The following is a 24,466-nucleotide window of genomic DNA, read 5'->3' on the forward strand; positions in this document are numbered from 1 at the left end:
CCCGAACCGGCAGTTGTTTACTTGGCGAGTACTGACTGCAATGCGGCCACTACGGCGTCCAAACCGGCTTCCGGTTTGCCTGCAGGAGCTCCGCCGCCTTGCGCCAAGTCATCCTTGCCACCGCCGCCACCACCCATGGCTGCGGCACCGGCCTTCACCAACGCTCCGGCCTTCACACCCTTGTCGCGAGCCGCTTCGTTGCTGGCCACGACCAGCATCGGTTTTCCACCGATATCGGCCGCTAGCGCAACGACCACGGGATCCGCGTTAGAGAACCGCCCGCGCAGAGTGGTGGCAGCCTGACGCAAGTCGTCCACAGAACCTGCCTGAGCGACCTGGTGAATGACCTGCACGCCACGGAGTGGTTCGGCGGATTTGACGTAATCGTCCAGATTGGACAGCAATGCGGCCAACCGGGTCTTTTCAAGTTCTTTTTCCGCAGCCTTGAGCCGATCCATCAGGGAAGTAATGCGCTCCACCAGGGTATCCTGCTTGGCGCCGACCAGCTGGGTAATCTGAGACACCAAGGCGTGCTCTTTGGCTTGGAATCCGGAAGCACCATTTCCTACCAGCGCTTCGATACGCCGTACTCCAGAACCAATCGACGATTCTCCCAACACCGCTATAGAGCCGATATGCCCGGTCAGCGGTACGTGGGTGCCGCCGCAGAACTCGCGAGACCAGCCATCGCCGATATCAACGATGCGCACAATCTTGCCGTACTTTTCCCCGAAAATGGCCTGAGCGCCGGTCTTTCGTGCCTCCTCAATGGGCATCTGGTAGTCGGTAACAGTCATATTGGTCTGGACTCGTTCATTTGCTTCTGCCTCAACGTCCGCCACCAAAGAATCCGGCAAAGCCGTCGCGTTACGGAAATCGAAACGGACGTGCCACGGGGCGTTTTCCGACCCGGCTTGGGTCGCGCCCTGCCCCAGGGAATCCAACAGAATTTGGTGAATGACGTGGGTAGACGTGTGGGCACGGGCAATCGCGCCGCGGCGCTCCACATCAATCGTGGCTTGGGCGTCCTCACCGAGAGTAACCTGACCTTCCGTCAAAGTCCCCCGATGCATGGGCAGTCCCTTCACTGGAGCTTGCACATCAGCCACATCCAGCACTCCGCCGCCCGCGAAGGTCACCTGCCCTTGGTCAGCCAGCTGCCCGCCGGCTTCTGCATAGAACGGGGTCCGGTCCAACAGGACTTCAACGGTAGCTGGGGCTGTTGCGACCGGTACCGGTTTGCCGTCCTGCAGAATGCCGACCACCCGCGCCGGAGCGCTGGTTTCGGTGTATCCCAGGAACTCCACTGTGTTGCTCTCACCAAGTTTTGCCGCCATCTCATGGTAGACGTGGGCGTCGACGTGACCGGTTTTCTTGGCCACCGCATCCGCCCGAGCGCGTTGCTTTTGTTCGTTCATCAACTCGGTGAAACGTTTTTCGTCCACCTTGACCCCAGCCTCTGCCGCAATTTCCAGCGTCAGGGAGAGAGGGAAACCGTAGGTGTCGTGCAGTTGGAAGGCGTCGTCGCCGCTCAGGGCCGCACCCGACTGTTTCGCTTTCGTCACAGCGGTATCCAATATGACGGTTCCGGCATCGAGGGTGCGGCGGAAAGCGTCCTCTTCAGCGTAAGCCACATCGGAAATGGTGTTCCAGTCCTTTTCAAGCTCGGGATAGGAGGCTTTCATTACGTTCATCGAAGCGGGTAGAAGCTGCGGCATGACGGCCTCGGACACGCCCAACAGCCGCATGGAACGCACCGCGCGACGCATGAGGCGACGCAACACATAGCCCCGTCCCTCATTGCTGGGACGAACTCCATCGCCAATCAGCATCAGGCTGGAACGCACGTGGTCAGCCACGATACGGAAGTGCACGTCCATCGGGTTAGGGCTGGAAGTGTAGCGGCGCCCGGACATTTCCTGAGCGACTTCGATGACGGGGAACACCTCGTCGATTTCGTACATATTGTCTTTGCCCTGGAGGACAAAAGCCAGACGTTCCAAGCCCAAGCCCGTATCGATAGCGGTTTGGTCCAGCTTGCCCAACAGTGGGTAGTCTTTGCCGGAGCCTTCGCCGCGCAGGAACTCATCAAAAACCAGATTCCACAGTTCCAGGTAACGGTCGCCTTGCGTGTCAACTTCCGGACCACCCTCGGGACCGTATTCAGGTCCGCGGTCCAGGTGAATTTCCGCACAAGGGCCGGCGGGGCCGGGTTGGCCGGTATCCCAAAAGATTTCTTCGCGCGGAAGTTTTTGGACGTGGGTCGGATCCAAACCGATTTGCCGCGTCCAAATATCCCAAGCGGCCTCGTCTTCCTCCCAAATCGTGACCCAGAGCTTGTCGCCGTCCAAGCCGTAGCCACCGTCCTTTTGACTTCCGGTCAGCAAATCCCAAGCATAATGAGACGCGCCTTCCTTAAAGTAGTCACCGAAAGAAAAGTTCCCGCACATCTGAAAGAAAGTACCGTGACGAGTGGTTTTCCCGACCTCGTCGATGTCGTTGGTGCGGATGCATTTTTGCACCGAGGTGGCACGCGGCCACGGCGCCGGTTCGGTTCCCACAATGTAGGGAATGAACGGAACCATGCCCGCAATGGTGAACAAAATCGAGGGGTCGGGCGAAATGAGCGGGACTGAGGGGCGAACCTCATGACCGTTCTTTGCAAAAAAATCCAGCCAACGCTGACGAACTTCCGCAGTACGCATGTATATGTATCTTTCCTTCGTGTCCGGGCAGTTCCCGGATTATCTGTCCTGGTCCCCCGGTCAGTTTGCTCCGGGCAACTTTCGTTTATTGTCAGTTAGTTTCGCTAAAAGTCCAGTTCGTCGTCCAGCGTGGAGTCACGGTGACGTCCCCGTCCGACTTTAAAGCCGCCGCGATCTTCCTTTCGGGCGCTCCAAGTGTCGTGGGCTTGCTCAATCTCTGAATCGCTGGAGCTCAGAGCCTCGATGAGTTCCTCCTCGCGCTGTGACATATCCGCACGAAACCCCTGGGTCATCTGATCGACAGTCTGCCGGAACGGGGTCACGGTAAAGTACGCAGCCAGCGCCGCTCCTGCGGAAAGCAGCAGCGTCGCCCCGACCGCTTTTGCTGTATTCGACATCGGTCCCCCTACTTCGATTTCTTCTTGTCGATACCCATGGCTTTACGCACCGCGTAGTTAAACGCAGCGACTTTAATGAGCGGCCGTCCCAGCGTTGCCGTAAACAAGGTCGTCAGAGCCGAGAGATCCTCCACAGAACGATTTGCCGCCGAGGTCATAGAATCGACCCGTTCCAACTGATTGTTGACCTGATCCAAAGACGTCTGTCCCTGTTTGACCGCCACCACCGCTTCATCGGTAACAGTTTTGATGGATTGCTCCAATTGGGAAAACACCCCGCCCAATTTCCACAGCGGCACTGCCAAAAATAGCACCAATACCGCGAAAGCCACGGCGGCAATAATCCCGGCAATTTCACCAATCATGTCATTCTCCTGTCCCGGTGTAGCGAGCGAATTCTGCGCTGTCTGCGCGAAACGCACCGTGATATTCTAACTTTAAACAAGTGACCCCGGGAAAATCCCGGGGTCACTGAAAGTTTTAGCGGGAATAGTGCTCCACAACCAGTTGCACTTCACACTGAATCGGAACTTCTTCACGCTTCGGCTGGCGATCCAGAGTAAAACGCAGCTTTTCCAAATCTACCTTGAGGTAGTCCGGTACAGGAGGCAGCACATCGCGGTGCGAACCGCGGGCAGCCACTACGAAGGGATCCTTGACCTGTGAAGACGGCTTGACCTGGACGGTCTGACCGGGACGCACCTTGTAAGAGGGGCGATCCACAATCTTGCCGTCAACCAAGATGTGACGGTGAGTTACCGCCTGACGAGCCTGGAACATGGTGCGTCCGAAACCGGCACGCAACACCAGGGCATCAAGCCGCGTTTCCAACAACTCCACCAGGTTGTCACCGGTCTGGCCTTCCATGCGGCGCGCCTCCTGGAAGGTCTTGACCAGCTGCGCCTCACGAATCGCGTACTGTGCGCGCAAACGCTGTTTTTCCTTCAAACGGACCGCGTAGTCAGATTCGCTGCGGCGACGGGCACGGCCGTGTTCACCGGGTCCGTAAGGACGACGTTCAAAGTACCGCTTAGCTTTCGGGGTCAGCGGCATCCCCAAGGCGCGCGACAATCGCACCATTTTCCGAGAACGGTTTCCCATTTATATTCTTCCTGTCTTATTGCAAAGTCACCCCGCGAGGGCATCTCGACGGGGAGGGGTCACCTTTATGGCTAAGACCCCAGGTGTCCGGACGTCGACCAATCGGGAGTTGGACAATGCGCCGGGCAACTTGGCTATCTTACCGCATTTTTTGAATCTTGCGTATTTTGGTCAGTCTCTCGCCCAAGGTGACTTCCCACCCGTGGGTGGAAGGTTCGTAATAAATCTTGTCTTTCAGCGGGTCAGGCAGGTATTGCTGCGCGACTATGCCGCGGGTGTCGTCGTGGGGATAGCTATAGGTCCCTAGAGCTTTCCTATCGGCGTCAGCCCCCGGATAATGCTGGTCACGCAGATAGGTCGGAACGACGCCTATGTTTCCGGCCTCCACATCGGCTATAGCGGTGTTGATGCCGACATAAGCCCGATTCGACTTCGGGGCCGTCGCTACCGCGACCACCGCCTCAGCCAGCGGAATCCGCCCTTCCGGCATCCCAATCAACTGCACCGCTTGTGCCGCCGCGACCGCGAGGGGCAGCACGGTGGGATCAGCCAACCCGACATCTTCGGCCGCCGCAATGACGACTCGGCGGGCAATGAAACGCGGATCTTCCCCGGCTTTAATCATCCGCGCCAAATAGTGCAGGGCGGCATCGGGATCGGAACCGCGCATCGACTTGATAAACGCCGAAGCCACGTCATAATGCTCGTCAATGCCGTAACGCACCACGGCCGTGTCCGCCGCAACCGCGACATCATCTTCAGTAATCTCGCTGGCGTCGCGGGAATCCGCTCCCCCGGCGGCAGCTTCCAACAGTGTCAAGGCTTTACGCCCGTCGGCGCCGGCCAATCTGATGAGGCTTTCCCTAGCGTCCGAGGTCAGGGTGTACTTTCCGGCCAGTCCGCGTTCATCCGCCAAAGCCCGGTCCATAATGGTCTCGATATCCTGGTTTGTCAGTGGTTTCAAAGTCAGCAGCAAGGAACGGGACAACAGTGGAGAGATAACGGAAAAAGCCGGATTTTCGGTGGTGGCGGCGACCAGGATAACCCACCGGTTTTCCACTGCCGGCAACAGCGAGTCCTGCTGCGATTTAGAAAACCGATGAACCTCGTCTAAAAACAAAATGGTTTCTTGACCGCTCAGGCTCAGCCGTTGTTTCGCCGCGTTAATGACCTCACGGACTTCCTTCACTCCCGCGTTGATGGCGGAAAGCTGGGCGTATTCCCGGCCTCCTGCCTGCGCCACCAGATATGCCAAGGTTGTTTTGCCAGTTCCAGGCGGACCGTAGAGAATCACAGACGAAGTCATCTCGCTGTCTGCCCGCAACAGCCGCTGTAACGGCGAATTGGGTGCCAATAGGTGTGACTGTCCCACCAATTCTGCTACGTTACGTGGACGCATCCGCACCGCCAGAGGAGCATCCGGACGAAACTCCGGAACTCCTCTTCCGGTGTCACTCAAGGAATCAAACAAGTCCATGAAACCACCCTAGTGAAAATTACCCTAAAGTGTGTGAGACAATGCATAACATGTTCCTGAAACTATATCGCCGTTTGAATCGACGCCCCCTGCCCACGGTGTTGATTTGGGCTTTGGTGATAGTCATCTGTGCAGTCTTTACTTTGACCGGTTTTGGTTTTGGAAGCATGTGGAATCGTGTTGAAAACCGCCTGGTTTCTATCCCCGGTTCGGAATCATACGTCGCGTCACAAATCCTCAATAACAGCCGCAGTTCCAACTATCAGGCTTACCTCATCGTCACCGGGGTGGACATGGATAAACAGCGTGCGGAAGTCAAAAACGTGTTGGACTCCGCAGCGGCGAGTTTCAGTGAGGTTCCGGGAGTCATTCCGGCGGGAGTACTGTATCCGTTTGCGAAAGGCGACGATGTTAATAACCCTGATGCAAAAACTTTGATGGACAAATTTATTGCCGCGGATAAGCAGGGTTTCATGATGGTGGTGCTGCTGGACTTGACCCAGTTCCCCCAACGTGCCGACGATATCCGTGCCATGACTGAGAACGCTTTGAGCCAAATTGCCGGTGATATGCGTTCTTTCGCACCTCACGCCGCGGGTATCGTCACGGATGAAGACCTGAATAATCAAGAAGTTGCCGCGAGTGCACACCATGATTCTCTCAAGGCGAATCTCATTGCCTTGCTAATGATTTTTGTGGTGCTGTTCGGGGCTATGGGACGTCTGCGTCTGGCTTTGCTTGCTTTCATCCCGAGCTTTTGCGGATGGATTGTGACGCGAACCATCGCCACCCTGGCTTCCCTCATAGTCAAGCCCGCTCCCGGTGACTCTGCCCTGGTCACCATGCTTTCGCTAGGCGTGGTGACCAGTTATACGGTGTTTCTCATCAGCCGCAGCCGCTCCCGTCTGGCAGTGGTCAAATACACCGCCGAAATTCCGCGTATTTCCAAGCCGAGCGAACGTCGGTTGCGCAAGCGCCGTGATTCCCTCACGCCGTTAGACGAAGTGTTTACCCACTCGGCTCCGGCCATGCTTATTTCCACGGCGCTAATTGTGCTGGGCCTGATTATGGTAGCTATCTTCCCTGCTAGCAGCCTGCGCTGGGTAGCTCTGGTTAGTATGTTCTCCATTCTGGGATGCTATGCAATTGGGACGACGTTGATTCCCTCGCTGCTGTACCTCGGCATCGGGTGGCTGGAATACCCGCGTCCGCAATGGCATCGGCGGATCTTTACCACGATTTCCTCCTGGTTCCGTTCTCTGAGCGACCGGCTACGGGCACTTTTCGACTCACGGAAACCTGCCAAACCAATCTTGACCGGTGTTCTGGTGGTGTTTCTGTTAGTGATGGCAATTCCCGCCTTCGGAATTACCTGGCACACCTCGGGGCAGACGACTTTTCCTCCAGGAACGAATGCCGCGAAGTTTGAAACTCTGCGCGCCGCTCACTACGGCACTACCGCAGCCACCCCGGATATCCAGATTCTAGGGAAAACTACGGCAGCAAATATGCAAAGCTGGTCTGTCGCGGTGGGCAAGATTCCCGGTGTCGATGCGATGACTGCCGGAAACACCGAAATCGCCGGGAACTACAGCGTTTTGGACGTTGATTTGAAACCGAGCGTCACCAATCGTCAAGCCGGGGAAATCGTGAAAACTATTCGCAACTTACCTTCGGATTTCCCAAAGTGGACCACCGGCCAGGCTGCCAACCAGGTTGACTTTGCCTACCAACTCACTAAGTTTGTTCCCCCGCTGGCCGGAGTTATGGTGCTGGCGACTTTTCTGGTCATTCTGCGCGCCACCAGGCGTGCTAGGGCAGCCGTATGGGCGACTTTGTTGAACTCCCTGAACCTACTGGTGGCTTTGGGGCTGACGGCTTTGGTGTTCCAAGACGGGTGGGGCGCGTTCCTGCCCAAACTGGCGCGTTCCGGAGGTGTAGACCCTAACGTGGCAGTGTTGCTGGCGGGTTTCGGTTTCGCACTATCCCTTGATTACCAGTTCTATGCCATGAATAGAGCGAAACACCATCTGCCGGAGGAACTGGCAGACCTGGACGACGACCCGCTGCTGAACGAGTTGACCCAAACCCGCGGCGCACTGTGGACACGCTCTGTCATCCACCTGGCTATTTTCCTGGCTTTCCTGCCAATGAACGCCATGCCCGTGAAACAGTCAGCTCTCGCCCTGGTTATCGTGGTGCTGCTCAACGTGCTGTTCAGCCGTCTGTTTCTCTCTCCCCTTCTGGAGCCCTACCCGGATCAAAAACCGCAAGACCCCGGTTTGGTGTGGGAAGACGACCTTCCGAATCTGTCCGATTCCGACACAGCGGACAACTCAACCGCGCTTGCGCACAATCAGCACATCGACACCGCCGAGAGCACCGGCGAGTAACCTACTGCAAGAAATCAACCGGACCGGCTCCCTCTCGGGTTACCACCGGGACGTCGTCCTCCATGTTGATAACGGTAGTGGCCTGGTCCGAACCAATCGGCGCGTCGACGATAATATCCAACAGGTGCCCCAGCTTGGCGATGACCTCGACCGGATCGCTCAGCGGTTCCGTATCGCCGGGCAGCAGCAGGGTGCAGGACAAGATGGCCTCCCCCAAGGCTTCTACCAGCGACAAAGCAACCTTGTGCGCGGGAATCCGCACGCCGACAGTGTGCTTCTTTTTGTTCAGCGTGGCGCGTGGGACTTCCTTGGTGCCTTTCAAAATAAACGTGTACGGCCCCGGAGTCAGCGATTTAATCAGCCGGTACTGGGAATTTGACACCATCACCAGCTGACCCAGCTGGGCAAAATCGTGGCACACCAGCGTGAAATGGTGCTTGTCATCGAGCTGGCGGATTTTCCGGATGCGTTCCAGGCCAGCCCCATTAGCCAGAGCACAGCCCAGCGCGTATCCCGAATCAGTCGGATACGCCATTATGCCGCCGTCCTGGATAATTTCCACAATCTGGTTCAACGAACGAGTCTGCGGATTTTCCGGGTGCAGTTCAAAAATTTTTGCGCTCATAGTTTCCCCTTGGTGAAGCCCTGCCAACTATTCCATCTATTGTAGAGGGGACAGTTGGCAGTTGAGAGACAACTCGCGGTGATTTTCCTCAGAAGTACCTTTTACAGCGTTTTTTCGCTGTCCTCGGCTTCCTCAGCGTCCTCGGCGTCTTCGTCATCTTCCGGCACGTAGTCCACGCCGGTTTCTTTGCGCTGTTCGTCCGTAATCGGGGCGGGCGCACCGGTGAGCGGATCTAAGCCGTCGCCAGCCTTCGGGAAGGCAATAACATCGCGAATCGACGGGGAACCCGTCAGCATTCCGGCAATGCGATCCCACCCCAGAGCCAGACCGCCGTGCGGCGGAGCGCCGTACTTGAAAGCGTCGAGCAGGAATCCGAAGCGCGCCTGCGCTTCCTCCTGCGAAAAGCCCATTACCTTGAACACTCGTTCCTGCACATCGCGGCGATGGATACGGATGGAACCACCACCGAGTTCCACCCCGTTGCACACGATGTCATACGCGTACGCCAAGGCATTGCCGGGGTCGGTATCGAAGGTATCGAGACATTCCGGTTTTGGCGAAGTAAATGCGTGGTGTACGGCGGTCCAGGCGGAGTGGCCCAGTGCCACATCGCCTTCCGCTACTGCCTCGCCGGAGGGTTTGAACAGCGGCGCGTCCACCACCCAGGTGAAGGCCCATGCCTTTTCATCAATGAGGTCGCAACGCTTCCCAATCTCCAGGCGAGCTGCCCCCAGCAACGTTTGCGAAGCGGTCTTGTCCCCGGCGGCAAAGAAAATGCAGTCCCCCGGCTGGGCTCCGGTGGCAGCAGCCAGACCGGCCTTTTCCGCGTCAGAAATATTTTTGGCCACCGGACCGCCTGCGGCACCTTGTTCGTCCAAGGTTACGTAGGCCAGACCCTTCGCGCCGCGGGCTTTCGCCCATTCTTGCCACTTGTCAAAAGTACGGCGTGGCTGGGAACCGCCACCGGGCATGACCACTGCCCCCACGTAGGGTGCTTGGAAGATTTTAAACGGAGTGTCTTTAAAGAATTCGGTCAAATCAACGAGTTCGTAGCCGAAACGCAAATCCGGTTTATCCGAACCGAAACGATCCATGGCTTCCTGGAAAGGCATCCGCGGAATCGGAGTGGTCAGGTCATAGCCGATAACTTTCCAAATCTCTTTCAGCAGGTGTTCGGTTACCTCGATGACATCGTCTTGGTCGACGAAACTCATTTCCATATCGAGCTGCGTAAATTCGGGTTGGCGATCGGCGCGGGAATCTTCGTCACGGTAGCAGCGAGCCAACTGGAAGTAGCGTTCCATACCGCCGACCATCAGCAGCTGTTTAAACAGCTGGGGCGACTGCGGCAGGGCGTACCACGAACCGGGCCGAATCCGCGCCGGAACCACGAAGTCGCGCGCCCCTTCCGGGGTGGAACGCGTCAAAGTTGGGGTTTCAATCTCAATAAATTCGTGTTCTTCCATAACCCGCCGGGCTATCTGAGAAATCCGCGAGCGCAGCACCAGATTGTCGTGCAGCTGACGGCGGCGCAGATCGACGAAACGGTAACGCAACCGGATATCCTCACCAACATTAGAGTCCTCGGCGTGTTCAGAAACTTGGAAAGGCAGCGTCGCGCAGGAGTTCAAAATCTCGACGTCATCGGCCATAACCTCGATATCGCCGGTGACGATTTCGGGGTTTTCGTTGCCTTCGGGGCGTTTGCGCACCTTGCCGGTGACCTTGAGCACGTATTCGTTACGAACTTCCCGGACCACTTCTTCGCTGACAACCAGCTGGACAATCCCGGAGGCATCACGCAAGTCCATGAAAGCTACCCCGCCGTGGTCTCGGCGACGATCCACCCAACCGCAGAGGGTGACGGTCTGACCATCGTGTTTCAGGTTCAATTCCGCACATTTGTGAGTTCGCAGCAACTTATGCCTTCCTTTGAAAGTTCGTCTCAAGTCAATCGGGGTGCGACACCCCGCTCCCATAAGTGGGCTCTCTAAAGTTTAACGCCTATCTGAGCTGAGGGGAAACCCTGGAAGCTGTTATGTGAACGGGTAGCAGACGAAAGCTAACCCGATTGGGTGTCGCGAGAACGCATTTCTGAAACCAGTTCGGACAGCTGAGGGTATAAATCCAAATTCTGGTTCATTTTGACCAAGAAACCCTGACGGGTCACTTCCTGGATGAGCGAGCGGAATTTGTCGGCACATTCCCTCCCGTAGTTTCGCGCCCCGCAGTGCAGTATCTTGGCTCCCACCAGGCTCCACACCAGGGTGCCCGCAACTGCGGCAACCAAGACCAGGAGAGGGAACGGCACCGGTCCGACCATCCACACGGCTGCGCTGGTACCAGCCCCGCCGAGGAACGCCACCCCCGCAACGAGACTCCACAGCAGTCCCACCGCTAACGCTGCTAACCAGAACCAATGTCCGAGTCGCCAAATCCGCCACCAGGTCCGGGCGGGACGAGCTGGGAATTTCCAGGATTCCAAGGCTAGGTTGAGGGCGCTGACCAGGTTGCCGGACAGTTCCACGGCCTTGAGCTGGGCAAAGTCCACCCATTTGGACGGGCGATGCGCACTGGCGGTCGCCGCGTAGGTACGAGCCGCGCTGGTAATTCCCGCCACGTTGACACGGGGGAAGAAACGGTTGAGCGAGTCGGTTTGCGGGGCTGCCGAAGGAAGGTCCGGGCCTGGAGTGGAGTCAGGTACGGCTGGGGTCGCGCTCTCGTCTGCCGTTTGCGCTGAGGAAGGGTCAGCCGAGCGAGCAACGGATTTGTCCTCGGGGGCTTCGTCCACAGCAGTTTCACCCATCGCAATTGTTAAGTCTTGATTGGAGCGAGCCAGGGGTTTGATTCCCGCCAACCAGTTCAGCACCGGCCACAGCGTCCAAAAGCCTCCCGCCCTCAGATATTGTTTGGAAAAGTTCGCTTCCACGGCCGGCAGACCGCTGACCTGGGTCACCTGGTCCACCAGTTTTGTTTCGGCAGGGGACGGCGGCGAAGCAACAGACGAAGCCTGAACCGGCTGCGTTGAGGACTCTCCGGTCATGTCGAGTTCTAGGTTTTGGCCTAGCCTCGTGGCGGCATGATGAATCGCCGCTTGTTCGCCTCTCCAGCGGGCTTCTGGCGCGTGAGACAACTCGGCTACCGTTTCGCGGAATCGCGCCAAACTGGGCTCATCGTAAAGCGAAATCTGCAAAATTTCAGGACTGACCCCTATCCGTTCGGCAATGGCGGCCAGCTCCTGGTTCAGGGTTTGTAGCTGAGACTCAGTCAAGCCCTCGGTGTGGGTCAGGACAAAGTACGAGTTCGGGTGGCGTGGGAATGCCGAAATTCGGCTATGGAAAGCAGCATCGGCATATTTTTGGGAATCCGTAGTCCACAAGATGAGATCCGCCGTGTCCAGGACCTGGGACGCTGCCGAGGTCAGTGCCGGAACCAGCAGTGTATCGGGAACTTCGACCACAATCGGGTGACCGCACTGTGTAAGAGCCGACCGTACCTGGTGACCCTCACCTACCATTCCCAAACTGTCCCGGAGTGGATTGGAACGGGTGGTACAAAACTCCACGCTGACACTGTGGGGAATTCCGCTCAGTTCTAAAAATGGTGCGGCAGTCACCTCTGCGTCAACATAGGCCACCAGCTCAGTTGTGGTCGGTCGGTGCATCCCCGTTGGCACCAAGTTGTTGCGACGGGCCAGAGTGTTTACCACCGTGGACTTTCCAGTGCCGCTCGGTCCGGCTACAGCTATCACGGTTACTCGGGGGTCTAAGACATCTCGACGTTCCAGCTGGTTCTCTATACGGCGCAAATCTTCGCGGGCTTGAACCAGGAACGTCTCGGAACTACACGTTCCCTGAACACCATCGAGGCACTCCGCCGCGCGGTGCAGGGCTGCTTGCAATCGAGTTTTGCGTTGTTCGGGATTATTCCGCGGCACTAGGACCACTCCTCTCGCAGGGTACGCAGCGTTTTTCGTCCCGCGGCGATTAGTTCAGAGTTGTCGGAATCAGGAATGCTTTGACGCAAGGTGGCGATACGCTGGTTGACTCGAGCGTGCAGCCCGCGGCGAAGCGTGGAGCGGCTCCACGACCGCAGTCGCAAACGTGTCGAGATATCAAAAAAAGTTCCCAGGAGCTCGTCAACCCGGGTGAATTGGCAAGTCTCGGGCGAGGCCATTCCGGCAAAGAGAACCGCCAGGAAGAGCGTCTGGGCATCGTCCGTCGAGAGCTTCTCATCGCGATTCCAGCCAGCTTGGCGGCAACATTCCGCAGGAGTCAGAGACCACTGCTCTAAGAGTTCGCTACCGTCCAAGGACTGCGCGGTTTCGTCTACAATCTGAACAGAGTTGGGCAACACAGAGTCCTGGAGAGCGTCAGCCATCATTTGCTCCATCTGAAAGCCGAGGTTCGACACGCTGCTCGCCACCGCCCGCTTTACAGCATCCAGCGCCGCATCGGGTTGAGGTTGCTGATTGAGCCAGACTTTTTTCCATTTCAGCCGCTGGCGTACCCAGCTGTTTTCAGCCTGGTACTCCTCGAGTTGGCAACGCACACAGGGCTCCAAAAGGTCAGCGGGCTCACCTTGAAACCAGGTGGGAGCCACAATCTGGGCATCAACAAATTCCAGTAGTTGCTGTTCCAGCTGATCCACGGTTTGCTGGACATCGCTGCGCATTTGTCCCTCAGTGGCGGCGGCATCGAACACTTTTTCGCTCAAATCCAGGACTTCATGCAGAGAACCAAACAGGGTCTGACGCGCCATGGCGGAATGCATCAAGGCGTCACCAGCCAGGTTATCGAGCCAGTTACGCAGGGAAACTAAATCTTCGGCGGGCAGTTCTCCGTCAGCAATTTGAGTTTCCATAATGGCAAAAATCGGAACATCTTTGAGGTTGCTAGCAGCGATTTCCGCGCTGAGATCCTGCTTAGCCGCCAGCAGGGATCCTTGTGTGACCCTGTTCAGCACCGCACCGATAGCAACATCACGCCGGGCAGCCTTCCGCAGCAGCTCCAGCCCCGGCTCGTCCCGGTAACGGTTGGCGGTAGTCACAAAGATCCACAGGTCAGCAACTTCCAACAGGTGCTGAGCTAATTCACGGTTCGTGTCCAGATAGGAATCCAAATCGGGACAATCGATGAGGCACATTCCTGGAGGCATCTGGGGAGTCGAACGCAAGATAAGCTGCGGCGCCGGCGCTGTCGCAGCCTCCTCCGCGGCTGGCACACGTTCCGGTACGGCAGACGCGACGGCGGGATCGTCCCAGGCATCGTCGTCTAACAGACGAATCTTTTCAAATCCTCCCAAGATGCGGTCTGCCGCCAGCCACAGCTCGTCGTCGGGATGGTACACGAGTACCGGGGTCAGAGTCGTGGGACGCCTCACGGAAGTTGGAACTTGGGCACCGACCAAAGAGTTCAGGAGTGTCGATTTGCCCACCCCGGTAGAACCGGCCAGTACCGCTACGAGGGGACCGTCCAGGTCAGTACCCCGCGCGCTAAGATGCTCACGCAGTCGAGAAATTGCCGTGTTTCGCAGCTTGATAGCATCAGCCTGCTCTGCCGGAAAACCAAAGTTCAGGTCCTCCAGCTGCTGAGCTAACTCATCCAAACTCTTCGATGGCGAACTACTCATAGTTAGCAATCACCTGCGGTTTCAAAAGTTCGGGGGCGGGGGTAAACGTGTCGGCTTGGGCACTTTCCTGGGTCTCGCTAATGAGATTCTTGACTTCCCCGGATTCCACAAACCACACGTAGGGTATGCCGCGGGTCACCGCGTATTTGATTTGTTTCCCATACTTGGCGGCGGTGGGGCTGACTTCCGTACTGATGCCACGAGCCCGTAACTGCCAAGCCACCGCCTCGGCTTGTCCCCGTGTATCCTCGCTATCCACCGCAACCAAAACACAGGTCGGAACCGGACGGGACACTTTAGCCCAATCATTAGCCAGAATAATCGAGATGAGCCGGGTCAAACCGATAGACATCCCCACCCCGGGAAAGTGGCGCTTACCTTGGGAAACCAAGTTATCGTAGCGCCCCCCGGAACAGATCGAACCATAAGATTCAGCCCCTGTAATAAATGTTTCGTAGACCATGCCGGTGTAGTAATCCAGCCCGCGGGCAATCTTAAAGTCCGCTACCACGTTGCCTTTCTCTTGGTCGGGAACGCTGCGCAGCATTCGCGCCACGTCCGACAGACCTTCCTCCAACAGGTCATCGTGCAGTCCCAAATCGCGCACCTGCTGGATGACGCGTTCGTCGGCGCCACTAATGTCTGCCAGGCTGACCAGGGTTTGTATCTGAGACGCATCGAGGCCAAGTTCGCTGAGCATCTGTGCGAAGTCTTCGGGGCGCACCTTGTCATGTTTATCGATGACTTGCAGAACCTCGTCCACTTGCGTGATACCTAGAGCGTTGCAGACTCCCTGCAAAATCTTGCGGGAATTCACGTGTACCACCGGGGTAGGAATCGGCAGAGATTCCAGCGCTTGAGCCATAATCAGCGGGGCTTCAATCTCAAACTGGGGCGGTAAAGTTTCCGCGGCGACCATATCGATGTCGGCCTGGACAAACTCGCGAAAACGACCTTCCTGGGGTCGCTCGCCGCGCCACACCTTTTGAATTTGGTAACGCTTAAAGGGGAAACGCAACAGGTGGGAATTCTCCAGCACGTAACGAGCCAATGGCACGGTCAGGTCAAAATGCAACCCGTTCTTGCGGTCCTCTTTGCCTTCCTTGTCCTGCAGCCGAGACAGTACGTAGACCTCTTTGGAGGTTTCTCCCTTGCGTTCCAGCTCGCTGAGAGGTTCGATGGCACGCGTCTCCAGGTGCGAAAATCCGTGCAGTTCAAATACCCTGGTCATACGGGAAATTAACTCGTCCTCAAGGATTTTTTCCTCCGGGGTGAACTCGGGAAAACCTGAAAGTGATGTCATCATGGGCATATTCTCTCATTTTCCCAAGTCATCTCAGAAATGGGTTATTCGCGAGCTCTGCCGCCCAGGTGGTCGTCTCTCCGTGACCGGGCAGCAGCAGAGTGTCGGGGTTGATGCTGATTTTGAGGGTTCGCAAGGTTTCCGTCATCACCTCAGGGTCGGAATGGGGCAGGTCAGTGCGACCAATCGAGCCTTTAAAAATTACGTCCCCGGACAAACAAAATGCCTGGTCGTCGCGGCCATCAAAGCCGAGCCCCTGACCGTGATCCTCGCCTTTGTCAGCACCAAAGAACATGGTGCATCCGGGCGAATGTCCCGGAGCCGGTAGGGCACGCAACATTAGATCGGGAATAATTTGCGCTCCCCCGCCGGTAAACAGCGCATCAGGTGGAGTTTGGACTGTGACCGGTTCCCACGCCCCGTCCATTTCGGTGAAGTAATTGTCAACACCTAGCTGAATCCCCGGACCGGGAGCATCCATCCAGAAATGATCCGGTTTTGCCAAGTAAATGGGTGCCTCGGGGTTGTAGGCAGCGACCTGAGCCGTATTCCACAGGTGGTCAGCATGGCCGTGAGTCAGCAAGATTGCAGCCAACTCAGCATTGAGCTGTGTCAATAGTTCCTTGATTCGCGTTGCGGTTTTCGCGCCGGGATCAATAACCAAAGCGGATTTGTTCGCAGTGACCAAAACATAGCAATTTTCCCCGTAAATCGGCGAAACAATCCGTAACACATCCATAGTTCAAGGCTAACTGATTTTTTCCGTCACGAATTTTCTTTCACCCAGTTTCCCGAAACCGTGTCTTTTCAAGTAAAGTAATCCTGGAAATATACTTACCAACGCGAACGGAACGTGCCGCGGCACCAACCCCGTCAGGAGGAAAAATTCATGGCCACGTCTGAACAGGAATCCATCACCAGCGAAATCAAGGAAACGCAGGAAAACCAACCTGATAAAACCTCAACAGGACCTGCCCAGACAGCAGCTGAGGCCGATAGCTTACCTCAGACTGAATCGCCAGCCGCTTCCCTCCCGGACCCCACGGCGGCACCGGAATCTCCCACCGTTCCTGCACCAACCCCGACTGAAGCATCTCCCGCGGCATCCGCGCCCCAGACTGGTGAAAAAAACCCGCAAATCACGCCGGTGCACCTTGAAGATGCCAATAAAAACAAGCCCCTGGGACCTATCGAGAAGATCGCTATGGACGAAGCCTCCAAATACGGGCGCGTTGATGACCAGGGTCGGGTTTTCGTCAAAGACGGCGATACCGAGCGGGAAGTCGGCCAATACGCGGACGGAATCCCGGAGCAACCGTTAGCGCTTTACGTACGTCGTTTCCTCGACCTGCAAGCCCAAGTCGATTTGGCTCAAGCACGTTTGGCAACGTTAAAGGCTCACGATATCGATGCCACCCTAAAGTCCTTAGACAAGGCGATGGAGTCCCCCATGGTGGTGGGCAACCTCGACGGTTTGCGTTCACGCATTGAAAAACTGCGGGAACTGGGTGCAGCTCGCAAGGAACAGCTGGCTGAAGAACGCGAAGTCGCCAAGGCACAAGCCCTGGAGACACGCAACAAGATCGTGGAGGCAGCCGAAAAAATTGCTGCCCAAAATCCGGAACGCACCCAGTGGAAGCAATCCGGGGAACGCTTGCGCGAACTGCTGGAATCATGGAAAGAATCCCAGCGCAAGGGACCGCGTATCGATCGCGCCACCGAGGACGCTTTGTGGAAGCGTTTTTCAGCAGCCCGCACGTCTTTCGACCGGCATCGTAAGTCATTCTTCTCACAACTTGATACCAAACGGGCAGAAGTCCGCAGTACTAAAGAAGCTCTGATTAAACGTGCTGAGGAACTGGCAAACTCGACCGATTGGGCGCGAACCTCCGCAGCATACCGGGATTTGATGACGGAATGGAAAGCTGCCGGGAGGGCTTCCCGCAAGGACGACGACGCACTGTGGGAACGTTTCCGCGCTGCTCAGCAGGTCTTTTTCGATGCTCGTAGCGCTGACAACGCCAAGACCAGCACCGAGGAACAAGCCAACCTTGAGGTGAAAGAAAAGCTGCTGGAACAGGCAAAAGCCCTCATGCCGGTGAAAGACTTGGAAACCACCAAGGCAAAATTCCGCGACCTATTGGATAAGTGGGATGAAGCCGGGCGGGTTCCCCGCGGCGATATGCAGCGTTTGGAAAACGGTTTGCGTTCCGTGGAACAGGCTATTGCGAAAGCTGAAAACGAGGCGTGGGTTAAGTCCAATCCGGAAACGAAAGCCCGCGCTGAGGGTCTGGTCGGGCAACTCGAAGAGAAAATCGCCAAACTCGAAACCGAGATTGCCGCTGCGAAACAAGACGGCAAGGACACCAAGAAACTCGAAGAAGATTTGCAGGCCCGCAAGGGCTGGCTCGACCAGGCTCGTAAAACCGCGGCGGAATAATCCGCCCCCGAGCGTCCCGCTGTTCTGCTGTATCTTTCTGGGTTATCGCCTCGCAGTCTAAGGCTGCGAGGTTGGCTCTGTGGCCCCGTTTTGTCCAGGGGTCACGCGAGTTGCGGAATATACCCCCGAAATGCGTCCCAAGTCATTGAGAATGTCTTGCAGATGGGAAGGCTCGGCCAGCTCAAAAGCCCATCGGGAATACGCTACCCGGTCGCGCGTGGTGGAAATATTGCCCGAGAGAATGTTTACATGATTGTCGGTGAGAACCCGGGTCACGTCGCTCAATAGCCCTCCTCGATCCAGAGCCTCGATTTGCACCTGAACGAGGAACGGAGTCTTGGAATGTTGCGCCCACTTAACAGAAATGACGCGTTCCTGTTGAGCCAAGCTGAGATTCTTGGCATTCACGCAATCGACACGGTGTACGGAAACCCCATGACCCCGCGTGACGAATCCCATGATTTCATCGCCGGGAACCGGGGTGCAGCATTTTGCCAGCTTAACCCACAGGTCGTCAGCGTCTTGACCATCGACCAATACCCCCGAACCCCCGGCATGAGATTCGGTCGTGGGCGTATGGGTGGGAACGGCTTCTTCCTCGGCCAAAACCTCTTCATCATCATCTTCTGTCAGGGAGCCGGTAAAGCTCAGCAAGCGTTCCACCACATTTTGGGCACTGACGTGGGCATCTCCGATGGTTGCATAGAGGGTATCGACGTTGGGTAATCCCAATTGGTTTGCCACAGATTCCAAAAATTCGTGGCTGGCCAATTGATGAATCGGCAACTTTTGTTTACGAATTTCTTTCGCCAGGATTTCCCGGCCTTTATCGATAGATTCCTCGCGGCGTTCCTTTGAAAACCAGGCTTTTATCTTTGATTTTGCGCGCGGGGTGGCCACGAAGGACAACCAATCCCGACTGGGGGACGCACCGGGAGACTTGGACGTAAAGATTTCCACCGTGTCGCCGTTTTCCAGTTTTGATTCCAGAGGAACAAGCTTGCCGTTGACCTTGGCGCCGACCGTCTTGTTTCCCACTTCGGTGTGTACGGAATAAGCGAAATCAACCGGAGTGGATCCGGCGGCCAGCACTACTACCTGGCCTTTCGGGGTGAACACATAGACCTGGGCGGAGTTAATTTCGTAACGCAGCGAGTCTAGGAACTCTCCTGAGTCTTGGGTTTGCTTTTGCCAGTCAACCAGTTGCCGCAGCCAGCCCATCTCATTTTCCAGATCCAAGACTTTGCCGCCCTCGGATTTTTTCAACGATTTGGCATTGGGATTTTCCTTGTATTTCCAGTGGGCGGCAATCCCGAATTCGGCGCGGCGGTGCATTTCATAGGTGCGAATCTGGATTTCGACAGGTTTTCCCTTAGGGCCGATCACCGTGGTGTGCAACGACTGGTACAGGTTGTATTTCGGCATTGCGATATAGTCCTTGAACCTACCAAGCATCGGAGACCACCGCGAATGCATCAACCCCAGCACGGCATAACAATCTCGCACGGATTCCACCAGCACGCGCACCGCCACCAAGTCGTAAATATCGTTGAAATCACGGCCGCGCACAATCATCTTTTGATAAATCGAGTAGTGATGTTTCGGGCGCCCGTTCACGGTCCCTTTGATTTTCGCGTTCCGCAAGTCGCCTTCAATAGTCTGGATGATAGCGCTGAGCTGTTCCTCCCGGCGGGGCGCGGCCTCCTGAATGAGCTTGTCGATTTCTTGGTAAATCTGAGGGTAGAGGGTTTTAAACGCCAGGTCCTCCAGCTCCCATTTAATGGCGTTAAGCCCCATCCGGTGAGCCAGCGGGGCATAAATTTCCAGAGTTTCCTTAGCTTTGCGCGCGGCACTTTCTTTGCTGACATAACGCCAGGTACGCGCATTATGCAGACGGTCAGAGAGTTTAATGAGCAGGACTCGGATATCCTTAGCCATCGCGACCAGCATTTTTCGGATCGTCTCTGCCGGGGCGGAATCCCCATATTTCACTTTATCGAGTTTGGTGACCCCGTCGACCAAAGCGGCAATATCTTCGCCAAAGTCACGCCGACATTGTTCCAAAGAATAGTCGGTGTCCTCTACCGTGTCATGCAGCAGCCCGGCCGCAACCGTTGTTTCCGACATGCCCAGTTCTGCCAGGATAGTCGCGACTGCGACCGGATGCGTAATGTAGGGCTCCCCCGACTTTCGGAATTGTCCCCGGTGGTAACGTTCAGCGGTCACATAAGCCCGCTCTAGAAGGTCAAAGTCAGCTTTGGGATGGTTTTCCTTGACTGCCCGCAACACGGGTTCGAGCTCGCGGTATGAACTACGGGAACGAACTAATCGAAACAGAGAGCCGCGCAGAGCACCAGTATTCTCACTGGGCTCGTTGACAATCTCCGGCGCTTGCTCCATACAGAGATTCTAATTCTTTTGCCCGGTAAACGTTAGTTTAATGGGGTGTGACCAGGATTTTTTTCTAAAAATCGAGCACGAAATCAACGAATTCCTCTGCCTATCCCCTTACGGGTGACAGATGCTGAGCGCGTTTACAGTTCCACGAGGGAGTGGAAAGGGGTATTGCCCAGGTGAGTGCGTCCGTTGAGGGCTTTCAGCTCCATCAACACCAGGATTTCGCAGACGTGTCCCCCTGCCTTTTCCAACAATTTCACGGAAGCGGCAGCGGTTCCCCCCGTTGCCAAGAGGTCATCAACCACCAGGATATTGTCAAAGCCCTGCACCGTTTCCGGTTGGACTTGAATCGTCGCAGAACCGTATTCCAAATCGTAGGATTCGCTAACCACGTGCCCGGGCAGCTTTCCGGCCTTACGCACCATAATCATGGGCACACCCAGTTCGACTGCCAGAGGAGAGGACAGGATAAACCCGCGTGACTCCAACCCGGCTACTGCATTGATTCGTCCCCGATAATGCTGGGCAATTCCTTGAATTAATTCCTGAAAAGGCTCCCCGGAAGCGAGTAGCGGGGAAAAATCCCGAAACAGAATTCCGGGCTGGGGGAAATCAGGAATCTCAGTCAGGTGCGAAACGATAATCTCGTGCAGGCGCGAGTCGAAGTCAACGGAGAAATTCATTTCTTGGTCTTCTTCCGTTTCGGTTGCGCAGACTGCCCCTTATGGTGTCCAGGAACCATGGGGGCCGCCACCACGGCGGGCGTGACCTCCTTGAAAGAGCCGTCCTCGTTGAGAGTAGCGGCACCCGATTCCACAGCGGCGGCGCGAGCCTTGTCAACCTTGGCGTTGTGGTCTTTGATGGCTTGCGAACGGCCTCGAATCAGCGTCAGCATCGGGGTGGCGATAAAGATAGAACTGAAAGTACCCACAATCATGCCGATGAACAGCGGCATCGAGATATCCAACAGAGTGGAGGTACCCAGGAGTGCCGCACCCAGGAACAGAATCGCTGACACCGGCAAAATACCGGTGATGGAGGTGTTGATGGAACGCACCATCGTTTGGTTGATGGACAGGTTCGCCAGCTCGTTGTACTTGGAGCGCGACTGATTGAACATATCGCGGGTGTTTTCGCGGATTTTATCGAAAACCACCACCGTGTCGTACAGGGAGTAACCCAGGATGGTCAGCAAACCTATAATCGTTGCTGGAGTAATCTCAATCTGCGTGTAGGCAAAAACCCCCAAAGTAATCAGGAAGTCATGCAGCAACGCGAACAGTGCCGAGAATGACATGGTCCAGGTGCGGAAGTATGCCATCAGCAGCAGTGCAATCATGCCCATGAATACCAGCAAACCTACTAGAGCCTGCTTGGACACCGAAGCCCCCCAAGACGGACCAATCGAAGTCTTAGAGACTTTCGATATGTCCACGTTGTAGGCTTTGGCCAGCTCCTTTTGAATCTTCAGTTCCACGTCGGTGGGTTGCTGACTGGTTTGGACGCGCAGACCGTTCGTACCCATCTGGGCAACCTTGGTCTGTTCGTTCAAGCCGGCGGCTTTCACTGCATCGTAGGCGGGTTGCTGGGGCGGATTCGATGCTGTGTTAGTGACTACGAACTCGGCACCGCCGGTGAACTCGATAGACGGATTCAACCCAAAAACCGCGATTCCGATGGCGGAAATAGCCATCAAAATAGCTCCGACAGTGAGTGGAATTCGGCGATTCTTAATGATTCCGTAAGACTTTTTCCCGGAGTAAAGCGCATTACCCCACTGGGCGTAACTCATCATTTCGCGTCCTCCTCTGTCTGGGTGGATTCATCTTTCGGGGCGGCATCCTCGCTTCCATCGGATTCCGCAGTTTCGGAAGTGGATTCTGCTGGGGAAGTGTCCGACGGTTCTTTCGCGATAGTCTCCGGTTCGGTGTTCTCAGCCGGGGTCGCGGACGTTTCCTCAATCTCGTCTTCCTCATCAGCCTGAGGCAGACCAGCCTTTTGGCGTGCCAAAGAGATAGTCGGCGCGGCGACCTTTTGCGCAGATTTCTTTTTACGGGGCGAAGATACCGTCGAGGCAGACTGCATATAGATACGGTCGCTGCTGGCACCGAGGTGTAGCGGATCCAGACCACTGAATTTCCGACCTTCACCAAAGTAACGGGTCTTGATGAGCAACGACATCATCGGGTGGGTGAACAGGAAGATGATTCCCAGGTCAACCAGAGTAGTCAAACCCAAGGTAAATGCGAAGCCCTGCACGCCGCCAACAGCCAGAACGTAAAGGACCACCGCAGCCACAATGTTCACGATATCGGACACCACGATGGTTCGTTTCGCGCGGTTCCAGCCGGTTTCCACCGCCGTAGCCAAGGGCTTACCGTCACGTACCTCGTCTCGAATACGTTCGAAATAGATGATGAATGAGTCCATGGTCACACCGACGGCCACAATCAAACCGACCACGCCCGCCAGAGACAGACGGTATCCCATAGACCACGACAGGATAGCCACAGCCAGGTACACGATGCCGCCCGCGAGGAACAGGGAGGCCGTCGCCAAACCTGCCAAAGCGTGGTACTGCTGGAGCAGGTACAGCACAACCAGAATCAAACCGACAATAGCGGCATAGAACCCGACTTTCAGGTGTTCGCCGCCCAAGGTCGCCGAGATGGTCTGCTTGGACTGCTGTTCAAAGTTCAAAGGCAGAGAACCAAACTGGAGCTGGTTCGCCAAAGTGGCGGAGGATTCCCGCGTCAAAGAACCCGAAATAGATGCGGAGCCGCCAAACGCCGGAGCGTTAACCCCCGGGGCGCTAACGACCAAAGAGTCCAGCACAATCGCGAAACGGTTATTGTCAGGATTGCGGTTCGTTCCCTTGGATTGGTTTGGGTACAGCACCTTGGCCACTTCATCGAATTTCTTGGCGCCATCAGCATCGAGTTTCAGCGCAACTTCCCACTGACCGGTGGCGTTGCCCTGCTGGTTGGTTCCCATCCCGGAAGAGGCGGAAACCAGGTCGGTACCGGAGAGGACTTCGGGGCCCAAGATGTATTTCTCGAAACCTTCCTTAGAGCAGGCGACCAGATTCTTTTTCGGGTCGTCCAGTGAGCCGCCCTTGAGAGAGGCCGGGTCGGTACAATCCAGGTGGTTAAAGATGAACATGTCCCGCACGGTAATGTGTTTGCGGTCATTGATGACATTGGACTGGCCAGCCGGGGTGTCGGGATATTTTTCCGCCTCTTTCATGAGTTCATCGAAAGGAATCGCCGCGGAGGACGGCTGTTGCGCAGCCGGGGTGTTAGCGGGGGCAGTCTGGTTCGGGGCGCTCGGGGTGGGGGTAGCGTTGGGATCCGTTGAGTTGAACACCAGGGACTGCGTCTGACCTGTCTCGGCCGGTGCAGACGGCGGTATCGTCACGGTGTTGTTGCCTTCACCTACCGTAGTCTGAGTCTTTTGGTCACCAGTTTCGCCCCCCGCTGGCTGGTTTTGCCCGGCAGGAGCCGCGGCACCGGTCAGCTGCCCCAAGAGCGCTTGGGGATCTTCGTTGTTCGTGGCGTTGCCAGGCGCGCTAAGCAGGACGGTACGGAAACGCATGACCGCGGACTGCTGAATCAAAGCCAAAGTTTCTTCACTGGGGTTGCCTGGAATACCAACCGAAATGTTCTCTTGACCGTTACGAGCAATCTCAGCTTCGGCCACACCGGAAGCGTCAATACGCTGGCGAATAACCTCAATAGCCTGTTCAATGTCAGCATCCGAGATGGCCTTCGCTTTGGCTTCCGTATTCTTCGGGGTGAGAATCAGCTGGGTTCCGCCTTCCAGGTCGATTGCCAGCTTCGGGGCGTACGAGCCATCTGAGAATATGGTCGAACCGACCAAGGTCCCAGCCAGAGCCACCACAATCACGGCGAAAAATATGAGTGTGCGCAACGCCTTGTTCTTAGTCTTCTTGGCAGCCACAGATTTTCCTTCTTTTATCTAACTTTCACTGTCTGT

The 24,466-nt window shown here is 56.3% G+C and carries 17 protein-coding genes; 2 read left to right on the forward strand and 15 right to left on the reverse strand.

Annotation, left to right across the window (positions count from 1 at the left end; all coding sequences use genetic code 11):
* Nucleotides 1–17: 17 nt before the first annotated feature.
* The 5 genes from alaS to Q0V70_RS03085 form a co-directional block, all read right to left on the reverse strand.
* Complete coding sequence (alaS, locus tag Q0V70_RS03065) at nucleotides 18–2,705, reverse strand: alanine--tRNA ligase (protein ID WP_297588245.1); 2,688 nt, start codon at nucleotides 2,703–2,705, stop codon at nucleotides 18–20.
* Between the two features lie 104 nt (nucleotides 2,706–2,809).
* On the reverse strand, nucleotides 2,810–3,103 hold the full coding sequence (locus tag Q0V70_RS03070) for a hypothetical protein (protein ID WP_297588248.1): 294 nt from the start codon (nucleotides 3,101–3,103) through the stop codon (nucleotides 2,810–2,812).
* Nucleotides 3,104–3,111: 8 nt separating this feature from the next.
* Nucleotides 3,112–3,468, reverse strand: coding sequence for a DUF948 domain-containing protein (locus tag Q0V70_RS03075; protein ID WP_297588251.1), 357 nt, complete (start codon nucleotides 3,466–3,468; stop codon nucleotides 3,112–3,114).
* 115 nt (nucleotides 3,469–3,583) lie between these two features.
* Complete coding sequence (gene rpsD / locus Q0V70_RS03080; RefSeq protein ID WP_297588253.1) at nucleotides 3,584–4,204, reverse strand: 30S ribosomal protein S4; 621 nt, start codon at nucleotides 4,202–4,204, stop codon at nucleotides 3,584–3,586.
* A 139-nt stretch (nucleotides 4,205–4,343) separates the two neighbouring features.
* Nucleotides 4,344–5,681, reverse strand: coding sequence for a replication-associated recombination protein A (locus tag Q0V70_RS03085; RefSeq protein WP_297588255.1), 1,338 nt, complete (start codon nucleotides 5,679–5,681; stop codon nucleotides 4,344–4,346).
* A gap of 50 nt (nucleotides 5,682–5,731) precedes the next feature.
* Here Q0V70_RS03085 and Q0V70_RS03090 point away from each other — a divergent pair, with 50 nt between their 5' ends.
* Nucleotides 5,732–8,074: an MMPL family transporter gene (locus Q0V70_RS03090; protein ID WP_297588258.1), complete on the forward strand. Its 2,343-nt coding sequence runs from the start codon at nucleotides 5,732–5,734 to the stop codon at nucleotides 8,072–8,074.
* Between the two features lies 1 nt (nucleotide 8,075).
* Here the strand turns inward: Q0V70_RS03090 and Q0V70_RS03095 are convergent, their stop codons facing one another.
* From Q0V70_RS03095 to Q0V70_RS03120, 6 genes are all read right to left on the reverse strand, one after another.
* The gene (locus Q0V70_RS03095) at nucleotides 8,076–8,699 is read right to left on the reverse strand and encodes an L-threonylcarbamoyladenylate synthase (RefSeq protein ID WP_282921624.1); all 624 of its coding nucleotides are present in this window, start codon (nucleotides 8,697–8,699) and stop codon (nucleotides 8,076–8,078) included.
* 101 nt (nucleotides 8,700–8,800) lie between these two features.
* Nucleotides 8,801–10,618, reverse strand: a complete 1,818-nt coding sequence (aspS, locus tag Q0V70_RS03100) for an aspartate--tRNA ligase (RefSeq protein ID WP_297588261.1) — start codon at nucleotides 10,616–10,618, stop codon at nucleotides 8,801–8,803.
* A gap of 143 nt (nucleotides 10,619–10,761) precedes the next feature.
* Complete coding sequence (locus tag Q0V70_RS03105) at nucleotides 10,762–12,636, reverse strand: ABC transporter (protein WP_297588264.1); 1,875 nt, start codon at nucleotides 12,634–12,636, stop codon at nucleotides 10,762–10,764.
* Nucleotides 12,636–14,330, reverse strand: coding sequence for a dynamin family protein (locus Q0V70_RS03110; protein ID WP_297588266.1), 1,695 nt, complete (start codon nucleotides 14,328–14,330; stop codon nucleotides 12,636–12,638). Before Q0V70_RS03110 ends, Q0V70_RS03105 begins: the two co-directional genes overlap by 1 nt.
* On the reverse strand, nucleotides 14,323–15,642 hold the full coding sequence (gene hisS / locus Q0V70_RS03115; RefSeq protein WP_297588268.1) for a histidine--tRNA ligase: 1,320 nt from the start codon (nucleotides 15,640–15,642) through the stop codon (nucleotides 14,323–14,325). Before hisS ends, Q0V70_RS03110 begins: the two co-directional genes overlap by 8 nt.
* A 19-nt stretch (nucleotides 15,643–15,661) precedes the next feature.
* Nucleotides 15,662–16,372, reverse strand: a complete 711-nt coding sequence (locus Q0V70_RS03120) for an MBL fold metallo-hydrolase (RefSeq protein ID WP_297588271.1) — start codon at nucleotides 16,370–16,372, stop codon at nucleotides 15,662–15,664.
* Nucleotides 16,373–16,522: 150 nt separating this feature from the next.
* Here Q0V70_RS03120 and Q0V70_RS03125 point away from each other — a divergent pair, with 150 nt between their 5' ends.
* Entirely contained in the window at nucleotides 16,523–18,073 is a 1,551-nt protein-coding gene (locus tag Q0V70_RS03125; RefSeq protein ID WP_297588274.1) for a DUF349 domain-containing protein, read from the forward strand.
* 57 nt (nucleotides 18,074–18,130) lie between these two features.
* Here the strand turns inward: Q0V70_RS03125 and Q0V70_RS03130 are convergent, their stop codons facing one another.
* The 4 genes from Q0V70_RS03130 to secD form a co-directional block, all read right to left on the reverse strand.
* Nucleotides 18,131–20,473 (reverse strand): bifunctional (p)ppGpp synthetase/guanosine-3',5'-bis(diphosphate) 3'-pyrophosphohydrolase, encoded by a 2,343-nt coding sequence (locus Q0V70_RS03130; RefSeq protein ID WP_297588276.1) that lies wholly within the window; start codon nucleotides 20,471–20,473, stop codon nucleotides 18,131–18,133.
* Nucleotides 20,474–20,607: 134 nt separating this feature from the next.
* Nucleotides 20,608–21,153, reverse strand: a complete 546-nt coding sequence (locus Q0V70_RS03135) for an adenine phosphoribosyltransferase (protein WP_297588279.1) — start codon at nucleotides 21,151–21,153, stop codon at nucleotides 20,608–20,610.
* Nucleotides 21,150–22,265 (reverse strand): protein translocase subunit SecF, encoded by a 1,116-nt coding sequence (gene secF, locus Q0V70_RS03140; protein ID WP_297588281.1) that lies wholly within the window; start codon nucleotides 22,263–22,265, stop codon nucleotides 21,150–21,152. Before secF ends, Q0V70_RS03135 begins: the two co-directional genes overlap by 4 nt.
* A complete protein-coding gene (secD, locus tag Q0V70_RS03145) occupies nucleotides 22,262–24,430 on the reverse strand; it encodes a protein translocase subunit SecD (RefSeq protein ID WP_297588283.1) in 2,169 nt (722 codons plus the stop codon). The genes secF and secD overlap by 4 nt, the downstream gene beginning before the upstream one ends.
* Nucleotides 24,431–24,466 lie beyond the last annotated feature (36 nt).

The sequence above is a fragment of the uncultured Mobiluncus sp. genome (assembly GCF_947087965.1).
GTDB lineage: Bacteria > Actinomycetota > Actinomycetes > Actinomycetales > Actinomycetaceae > Mobiluncus.